We start from the raw sequence: 7,609 nt of genomic DNA, 5'->3' as shown, positions 1-7,609 counted from the left end.
TGTGGGAATCGAAACGCTTCTCGGCGATGAGCTGGCCAAAAGCATCGAGTTTCATAAGACCCTAGGCAACAAATTCCTCATTGTGCCCGGCCTTCCCCGTCAATACACCGAGTCCAAAGAGGCCTGGCTTAGAACGGCGGCGCTGATGAACGAGATCGCCGATAAGCTCGAACCAGAAGGGATGTTTACCGGCTATCATAACCATCACACGGAGTTTCAGCCTCTAGAGACTGGCGAGCTGCCGTGGGATGTCTTTTTCAGCAACACCTCTCCGAAGGTGGTTATGCAGTTCGATGTGGGCAATGCCCGACATGGCAATGCCGATGCGGCGGTGTTTCTACGGCGCTATCCGGGGCGGGCGCTTACCGTGCACATTAAAGAGTATTCCGCCACCAACGACAAAGCCCTCATTGGGGAAGGTGATATTAACTGGTCGGAAATCTTCCATCTCTGCGAAACCATCGGAGGAACGCAGTGGTACATCGTGGAACAGGAAAGCTACGCCTATCCGCCGCTGGAGTGCGTAGACCGCTGCCTTAAAAACCTCCGCGCCATGGGCAAATAGCAACCTTCGCAGCAAACTCCTAATCGCAACATGGCAGGCTCGCTGTGGCAAACGGCGGGCCTGCCAAACCCAATCGTATGTGGTATCAATCTCCTTACAACAGAAGACGACGGTGGCCGACGGTTTTTATCGTCTGTCTGCTCCTTAGCAGCGCTATGGGCAAGGGGTTTTCGTTACCGCTCGGTGCGTCGTCAGCTATCACTCGGCACTCCTCGCTCTATGGACGCGCCATCGAGATCGATCCGGGCTTTCCGTACTTTCAGAACCGCTCGCCCGATTCGATAGCTGAAGAGCTGAAAATTCACGGCTATCGTGTGGTCTACTACGTTCTCACCGCCGATTCGGATGTTCAGCCGGCCCTTATCCAAGCGCTCCATCGTCACGGCATACGTGTGTGGTACGCTACCTTTGTGAACGGCGTCTATAGCCGCAAGGATTTGCCTGCCGATTGGCCGGCTTGGCGGATGGTAACACGGGGCGACCTCGCAGGCCGGCCGGTGGAGGATGGGTTTACGCGCCTTTGTCTTAACAATGCGCAGTACCGTGCATGGAAAAAGCAGCAGATCGTGAAAATGCTGACGACCTATCCCTTCGATGGTGTGGCCCTCATGGAGCCTTATTGGCCGGAGTATCCCGGCCCTCAAAGCCCGGAGTATGGCTGTTTTTGCGCCGCGTGTCGTGCCGCTTTTCAACGGATGTTTCCCGGCTCACCGCTGCCGGATATTCTCCATCCTGACTCGCCGAATAGCCCCGCTCAAAACCCGACGCTTTGGCAAAACTGGCTCGCGTTTCGACGTGCTAGCGTCATCGCCTGCCTCAGCGATCTCATCAACGGCCCCGGCGGCATTCGCGCGAAAGTCCCCTCCAAACCTGTCTGCGTTTGGACGTTGGCTTTGGATGTTCCTAACGCAGCCCAACAGCTGGCCGATATCTATGGGCTTGATGCCGCGGCCATTGCAACTCAAGTACGCCCCGACGCGATCTGCTTTGAAACCGACTGGCCGGACTGGTCGCGCCCCGATCTGCCGCCCGACTATGTGAAACGGTATGCGGGCCTATTCGACGCCGTTAGGCAAGTGGCGCCCCATATGCCGCTGATCATGCAGGCCGACATCGGTTCTGAACCGCAGGATCGGCGCAGCACCGGGTGGATACGCGCTTTTGAAAAGGCCTGCGCCGATCTGGGCCTACAAGGGACTCTGCTCTACGCCTACTCGCTTGGAGATGCCACCTATCATGAGCCGCCCAAAGTTGCGAAAGTTTGTATTCGGCGGCACCAGATTCAGCTTGTGTTCACGAGCTGTGTCGGGGCCTCTTCGGCAGGTGATACGCTCCACTACACCTTCTCGGCGGGTGCGCTCGAAAAGGCCGTTGTGGACGGCAACAGGGTGACGCTTATCCCTAAAACGCCTCCGGCGAAGGGGGCGGTATGCACGCTTACTCTGCGCTTCATCGCGAACGACCCCGCCCGCCTCTTCTTTCACGATACGCCTCCGGCAGTGCTTCAAGAGCAGACCCTCTCTTTCGTTTGGCAGGAGGGGCTTGAGGTCAGCTTGGCTCGACGCTCCCTATAACCGACTACTTGGTTTTTGGATTGGCTTTCAGGAAATCGTTGCAGAATTGATCGGTAAGCTGTTTAGCTGCCTCCTGCACTGCATCGGAGAGACGCGCTTCGCCACACAACCCTGTTACAATTTGATGCCATACGGTGGCTCCGAGTATCCCTAGAAGTTGGTCAGCATCTGCGCTTTTGCTGTTGTTGCTCCGTAAGCAAAGAACATCCTCCTCCAAGGAGAGTTCCACGTTATAGGCATAGAGGTTATCGAGGAGGTCTGTGCCTTTCACCGTGTTCACATTGAGGTACAAGTGGGGGATGTTTTTGGCGATTATCTCTTGGTACTGCTTCGGGTCGTCCCTATCGTACACGTGAATGCCCACGCGGCGCAGCTCCAACTCTACCGTCGTCTGGAGGGTCTCTCGCGTAAGCCCCGTATCTTTCACATTATCCTGTAGGGCTTCCACCAGCACGTAGACTCCCTTCAAGCCGCGCAGCGCTTTCCAGGTGTCTGCGATTGCAAGACGATCAGATGCATCGGTGCTCTGTGTTTGGTCTGGGCTTGGAGCGGGAGGTTGAGTGTCTTGCGCCCATGCGATGTGTGCCAGGCCGATCATAGCCCCTATCCACAAGATAGAACGAAAAAGCGATTTCATCAGCATCTCCTTGTTAATGTAACGATGGAGACCGACGATAATGAGGGTCTCAAAAAGAGACTAGCTTGCAGAGGTACAAAAGCGGAAACTCTTTTTAGCAGCATCCATTGGCGATGAAAAGGGGGTGTAGGGGCATCCTTTTATGCCCCTACCTATCCAAAGAACGTACCACGGAGCGTAGGCGGTTGGTGGGTTTTGATCTCCTACATTTGCGCCTTGAGAGGGAACGGTGAAGAGAGAAGATTTAGAGTTGCTTTGGATGAGGGGTGGGAGTGTTTTTAGGAACCGGTTTGCGAGGAGAGCCTAGCTCTCATGGAAGATTTTGGGGATCGAGCCTTCTTTTACAACCAGTCGGGCCGGTTTTCCGCAATAGACCCCGCGCAGCTCGCAAGTCCAGATGTCTTCGTTGTTTTCTTTGAACAGGCGCACGTTGTAGCCGCCCATGAGGAGAAAATCTTTGATCGGTACCACCAGGAAGTGATTTCGCACCGGTCGCCCCGACACCAGCAACGCCCATTGGTCTACGATCCGCCAGCGTTGTTCCATAAGCGTGTTTGGGTTTGTTGTTAGGATCAGGTTGAACGTCTCTAATCCACTTTTCTCCTTATGTGTGTCCATGCATCCTCCTTTTATATAAGTTGTCAAACGACGAACCTACCGCTCTGCTGCCGATGGCTAAAGAGAGTTTGCAGCCTACTACGTAAGCTGAACCTGCTAACCCGACCGCACTTGCGAGGTGCTCTCACAATACCCTCTAATAGAACTACAACATGCTTCGAAAAAGCGGAAAGTCGTATGTAAAAGGAGTGCGCCCAAAACAAAAGGAGGTGAAGGGGAAACCCCTTCACCTCTGCTCAAATAAAGTTCGATTAAAGCTCTATTGTGGTGCGTCTTGAGGAGGCCAACCGGTTGCCGGTGTGGTGGTCCATTTTTTCCCGTAGGGTATCAGCTTAGCATGTCCATCGAAGAAGAGGGCATTGTAGCCTCGCGGGTGATTATCGTTACTATTCACGCACTGATGGTCGCATCCATCCGGTCCATCCCAGCCAAAGACACCACGTTCTGTCATAAGAATGCGTTCCGACACGTAATCCGAAAGTTCGTTGGGGGGCATGCCGGAAAGGTTGCGCACCTGTCCGTCCGGGTACTTCACACACGGGAAGGGGCCGGTGCCGTTCGGGCACCATGTGTTATAGATCCAGTTTGGGAACCAGTGGTAGGACTGCAGGCCCTGCGAGATATTCGCCTGGCTGGGATTACGATATTTATCGGATGGGCAGTACCACATCTGGTCGTTCTTGATGTAGGGGCCGAGCTGCACATGCATGAGGGTACGATAGAACTCGGTTCCGTAGGCACACCCCACATAGTTAGGGCCGCCATCGCCGGGGTTGAATCCCTTCCAGGCCAAGGGGCCTTGACCCTGACTGTTGACGTAGCAGTCTAGCATGGGGCCACCGGCGTAGGGGTCTACATCGGGGTTTACCTCCCAGTTACGTGGGCCGTCGTAGGTGCCCATTGGGAACTGCTCATCGTAGTCTTGGGCATACATATGCACGGCCAGGCCCATCTGTTTCAGGTTTGAGAGGCAGGAGATCGTCCGGGCCTGCTCTCGCGCCTGGGCGAACACCGGGAACAGAATAGCAGCAAGTATCGCGATAATCGCGATAACGACGAGAAGCTCGATAAGCGTAAAGGCTTTTTTCATTGCGATTCGTCTCCTTGTAGAGATTGATTTTTGATAGTTTAAACGATTGGTCATAATGACACCAAGCAGAGAAGCTTTAGTGAGGGCCTGTTGGCGGTGCGATGTACCCTCCATTAGGCATCCCGCCGTTGGAATTTTGAGGGACTTTGCCATTTGGAGGAGTGATACCTCCCATCCGTCGCTGGAATTCGGCGGCGACATTTGGCGGGATTCCAGGCGGTTTCTCTCCGTAGTGCGTGGGTGGGTTTATTGCCCGCCAAATAGCATAGCCGGCAATGGCAAGCACCACGATGACGATTACAGCCGCCACGATCGGGTTGATCTCTTGTTTCATTGTTTCACCTCCTTATCTCTTCAACAGAGTGCGATAGCCTTACTCATGTAAGGTGATCTTTTCACGTGAAAAAGAACGTCGTCGCAACGACAGGCGACGATTATGGATAGGAACCGGCAGAACGTAGGTTAGCGCCTCAACGGGTTGCCCTTGCATAAGCGAATAGGCCAACCAGGTCGCAAGCTCGCCCGCCTTGCGAAAGTCCGGAAGGGTTGTTGGGAAGGCCGGGTGGAAGTTGCGAGCGGGTAAGAGGTTATCAAAACCCGTTACGGTGATCTCTTCCGGCACCTGAACCCCACGCTCTAGCAACAGCTCGATAACGTTCATGGCGGCGATGTCCTCCAGCGCGATGAGGGCGGTTGGGGGATGGGGGAGTGCGAGCAGCCTATCAAGCTGCTCTGCATCAAGGTCTGCATGGAAGGAGCCTTTTTTAAGCTTCCATACATACTCTTCTCGCAGGGGAATGCGTGCCTGGCGCAGGGCATCGCAGTAGCCACGAAACCGCTCCTCCACGGCATAGTGTCGGCAGGCGAAGCCCGCTTCCGGATCGGGGTTCAGTCGCATGATCGCGATGCGCGTATGGCCTGCCCGCAGCAACGTGGTGGTAACATCGTAGCCGGCGTGGTAGTTGTCGAACACCACCCGCGGCCGCCGGTGTTGAGGGTAGGCGAGATCCACAAGCACAATGGGAAAATCGAGATATTCGCGGTTGAGGTAGTCTTCGGCGAGTTGTTGGGGCGTACGGGTGGTGGGTGAGAGCACAATGGCTCTGCATCCCGCTTCGATCATGCGGGCCACTTGCTTGCGCTCGAGGTTGTAGTCATGGCAGACGCTGGCAACGAGCACATGGAGATCGTAGAGCCTCGCCGCGCTTTCGACGCCCTCGTAGATTCGCAGCATCAGCTCCGAGTCGGTGCTGGGGGAGATATAGCCGAGGAAGTGTGGAGGCCGGTTCGAAGATGCTGTTGGGGTACCTTCTGCCACAAAACAGCCCAGCCCGTGCCGACGTACGATAGCGCCTTGCTGTTCGAGAATCCCTAAGGCGGCAAGAATCGTAGAGCGCGAGGCTTGGTACTGCTGTTCCAGCTCCCGCACGGAGGGCAGGCGATCTCCAGAGTTCAGAACACCGCTCTCAATGTAGTCCTTTAGAACGGCCGTTGCGATCTGTTGTGGCAGGGAGCGGCGCATAGTCGCTACTATTTCTCCTCATTCTCCTACTGTTCGGAACAGTAAGCTGTTCCAAACAGTTCATCTCTATTATAACACGGGGCTTTTCCGTTGTCAACTAAGTGCTTAACTCAGGCTTCTTGCGCATAAAAAGCAGAAGCAAAAAACGCAAAAATTCGAGCCATCTAGCACTGCGCGGGAACCCATGCCAGGAATATTTCTTTGCAGCGTATATCATCACGACCCAACAAGAGCAAAAGCGACGAGGGGAACGAATGGAGTAAGTTTTATGGCCGGTCAGCAACCGTGGTGCCCCTTGACAAAAAATGTCGGATGGTATACCATAATACGGTCATAGAAGATGAGCACAGAACCCTTGCACATAGACGTACCCTGTACCCTGACAACGGAGGCGTTTTCGCTATCCTATGCACAGGGCGAAATTCGCAACCTCAAGGCAGCAAATAAAACGCTGGTTCAGCGAATCTATGTCGCCGTACGCGACCGTAACTGGGGCACTGTTCCTGCCGATATCGAACTCGTTACCAAAGAGATTTCCCCGAAGGCCTTCCTTATTGCCGTAAAAGCGACTCATCAACAGGACGATATCCATTTCGTCTGGAACGGAACGATCATCGGCCGAGATGAGGCGCTCACCTTCGATTTTTTCGGAACAGCGCTCTCGACCTTTTACAACAACCGAATTGGATTCTGCCTCCTGCTACCTGCCGACCTCGCCGACACGTTATGCTGCATTGAACATACCGACGGCACTACCACCACAACGTCGCTGCCCCTCTCCATCAACGCCGAACAACCCGTTCCTCCTTTTTCTCACCTTAAAGCTCTTACCCTCTTTCCAAACGAGCACCTCCGCTATCGGATCGAACTCGATGGGGATATTTTTGAGATGGAAGATCAGCGAAACTGGACGGACGCCTCCTATAAAATCTATTCAACACCGTTAGGCCTTCCGTTCCCTGTCAGGGTTACCGAAGGCACGACGTTTCATCAGCGAATTACCGTTCGCATCGAAAAAGCGTCACTCTCAGCTGCTCATTTTGCGTCCGCTTCATCTCTCCCACCCCGCCTTGATTTTGCCCTGAATCGATCTCTGCCCATTCCCCCCATTGGCTTCGGCCTTCCCTCCACCCCTCCGCGTGATGTGGCGCGGTTAAAGCTTGTCGCACCCACACACCTTCGTTGTGAACTTCATCTCGACACTCCCAACTGGCCCCAAACCCTTGAAGAGGCTGCTGCCTGGACAAAGGCTCTAGCCCGGCCGCTAGAACTTGCCCTGCTTTTCTCGGAAAATCAACTTGCGCAACTCTCTCTGCTCAAAAAGAGGCTTGAAGCGTCTCCGCTTCCTATTGCGCGTTGGCTTGTATTGCCTGCCACAGAAAGCCCTCAACAAGCTCCACCCTACTCTTTCCTTCTGAATGCGCATAGAGAGCATTTTGCTTCAACGGCTCCTGTAGGAACAGGCACCAATAGCGATTTCTTGTTCATCAATCGCTTTCGGCCACCTATGGATCGGGCAGATTTCTTGGCGTTTTCAATCAATCCACAAGTCCATGCTTTTGATGACCTCTCTCTTATAGAGAACTTAACCCCTCAACGAAGT

At 54.3% G+C, this 7,609-nt stretch carries 8 protein-coding genes; 3 read left to right on the top strand and 5 right to left on the bottom strand.

The genetic code is table 11. The features are described 5' to 3' along the window. On the top strand, nt 1-565 hold a 565-nt coding region (locus VKV18_RS08475), incomplete at its 5' end, for a sugar phosphate isomerase/epimerase (protein WP_324203772.1). A gap of 44 nt (nt 566-609) precedes the next feature. Next, nucleotides 610-2,139, top strand: a complete 1,530-nt coding sequence (locus VKV18_RS08470; RefSeq protein WP_324203771.1) for a hypothetical protein — start codon at nt 610-612, stop codon at nt 2,137-2,139. Between the two features lie 4 nt (nt 2,140-2,143). Here the strand turns inward: VKV18_RS08470 and VKV18_RS08465 are convergent, their stop codons facing one another. The 5 genes from VKV18_RS08465 to VKV18_RS08445 form a co-directional block, all read right to left on the bottom strand. Further along, entirely contained in the window at nt 2,144-2,776 is a 633-nt protein-coding gene (locus tag VKV18_RS08465; RefSeq protein ID WP_324203770.1) for a hypothetical protein, read from the bottom strand. Nucleotides 2,777-3,079: 303 nt separating this feature from the next. Further along, a complete protein-coding gene (locus tag VKV18_RS08460) occupies nt 3,080-3,394 on the bottom strand; it encodes a hypothetical protein (RefSeq protein WP_324203769.1) in 315 nt (104 codons plus the stop codon). Nucleotides 3,395-3,653: 259 nt separating this feature from the next. Continuing rightward, entirely contained in the window at nt 3,654-4,484 is an 831-nt protein-coding gene (locus VKV18_RS08455) for a DUF1559 domain-containing protein (RefSeq protein WP_324203768.1), read from the bottom strand. Between the two features lie 76 nt (nt 4,485-4,560). Next, nucleotides 4,561-4,818, bottom strand: a complete 258-nt coding sequence (locus tag VKV18_RS08450; protein WP_324203767.1) for a hypothetical protein — start codon at nt 4,816-4,818, stop codon at nt 4,561-4,563. A gap of 39 nt (nt 4,819-4,857) precedes the next feature. Further along, the gene (locus VKV18_RS08445; protein WP_324203766.1) at nt 4,858-6,006 is read right to left on the bottom strand and encodes a GntR family transcriptional regulator; all 1,149 of its coding nucleotides are present in this window, start codon (nt 6,004-6,006) and stop codon (nt 4,858-4,860) included. 340 nt (nt 6,007-6,346) lie between these two features. On the opposite strand from VKV18_RS08445, the gene VKV18_RS08440 reads away from it, so the two are divergent. Next, nucleotides 6,347-7,609, top strand: a 1,263-nt coding sequence (locus tag VKV18_RS08440; RefSeq protein ID WP_324203765.1) for a hypothetical protein, incomplete at its 3' end; no start/stop codon positions are given.

Source organism: Chthonomonas sp. (assembly GCF_035294505.1).
Taxonomy (GTDB): Bacteria; Armatimonadota; Chthonomonadetes; order Chthonomonadales; family Chthonomonadaceae; genus Chthonomonas.
The sequence above is the reverse complement of the archived record's forward strand: the minus strand, read 5'-3'. Positions and strand labels throughout refer to the sequence as shown.